Source organism: Oleiphilus sp. HI0043, from assembly GCF_001634935.1.
The window spans coordinates 1-1,445 of sequence record NZ_LWEY01000838.1; the positions used below are offsets into that span (position 1 = coordinate 1).

At 47.1% G+C, this 1,445-nt stretch carries 1 protein-coding gene and 1 pseudogene; both read right to left on the reverse strand.

The features are described from left to right. Positions 1–644 (reverse strand): IS21-like element helper ATPase IstB (gene istB / locus A3729_RS09495; RefSeq protein ID WP_068633746.1); only part of this gene is annotated, 644 nt, incomplete at its 3' end. Beyond that, a pseudogene (locus A3729_RS32710) lies at positions 634–1,445 on the reverse strand (IS21 family transposase); the annotation flags it as partial. The pseudogene A3729_RS32710 and the gene istB, both read right to left, overlap by 11 nt.

Sequence of the window (1,445 nt, forward strand, 5' to 3'; positions counted from 1 at the left end):
ATCTTTGCGTCACCGAAGACTTGGCTCCACTCTGAAAAGCTTAAGTTAGTCGTGATAATCACACTTGTTTTCTCATATAGTTTGCCTAGCAAGTGGAATAGTAATGCGCCTCCCGTTTGACTAAAGGGCAAGTAACCAAGTTCATCTAAGATAACCAAGTCTGTATGGCTTAACCTGTTCGCAATGCGTCCCGCTTTACCTTCGAGTTTTTCTTGTTCAAGTTGATTCACAAGTTCAATGGTCGATAAGAAGCGCACTCGTAGTCGGTGGTGTTGGATGGCTTGTACGCCTATTGCCGTTGCTAAGTGAGTTTTACCCGTGCCAGGGCCTCCTATAAGTACGATGTTGTGGCTGCCTTCGATGAACTCACAGCGATGAAGCGCTTTGACAAGCGTTTCATCTACACTGCTTTGATTGAAGTCAAAGCCAGCTAGGTCACGGTAGGCTGGGAACCTTGCATGCTTCATCTGATAAGCGATTGATCGCACTTCTCGATCTGTTACTTCAGCTTTGATCAAGGCTTCAAGAATGGGCTGTGCTTGAAGGTAAGATGGCCCAGCTTGCTGTGATAGCTCCATAACACTGTTGGCCATACCGTGTAGTTTGAGTTGTTTGAAGGTGTGGATCATGGTTTCAATGTGCATAAGGATGACCTCTTAGTTGATCGTAGCGTTGTGTGTTGGCAATAGGTTCTTCGTTTAGAATGAGAGAGGGTGGTGTTAGCAAAGGCTCAGGTGTTTCCTGTTCGATGAGTTGGCTCAAACAGTTCATTACATGCTGTTTTGAGGGGTGCCCGCATCGCAGAGATTCCTCAACCGCTTGCTCAACCAGCTGTTCGTCGTGATGAAGTACCAAGGCCAATATCTCGACCATTTCTCGATCACCACCTTGTCGTCGAAGTAAATACTTTTGAATGGACTTGAAGCTGTCTGGCAAGGTCTCGAACGGTGCGCCGTTACGCAGTGCTCCTGGTTTGCGTTGAGCCACGGCTAGATAATGTCTCCATTCATACTTGGTGATACCTGCATCATGCTTGCGATTGAAGATACGTCTATGTCTTGCTATCTCCTTGCCTTCGGCAACGATAACGATTTCAGCTGCATAAACATGAAGACTCACATGCTGGTTAGCAAAGCTTGCCGGGACACTATAGCGGTTACGCTCGAACGTAATTAAGCATGTAGAAGAGACTCGCTTAGTCTCTTCTACATAGCCATCGAATGGCGCTGGGACAGGCATTAAACATGGCCGTTCTTGTCGCCAGCATTCAGCAACCGTTAGATTGGATTGTTCTGGGTGTTTTTGGCGGTGCCACAGTTCAATACATTGGCGTTCAAGCCAAGCATTAAGTTCTTCGAGAGTCTTGAACTTGGGAGCGGTATGCCATAACTGATGCCGAGCATCTCGCACCTTTTTCTCGACTTGGCCTTTCTCCCAACCTGCAG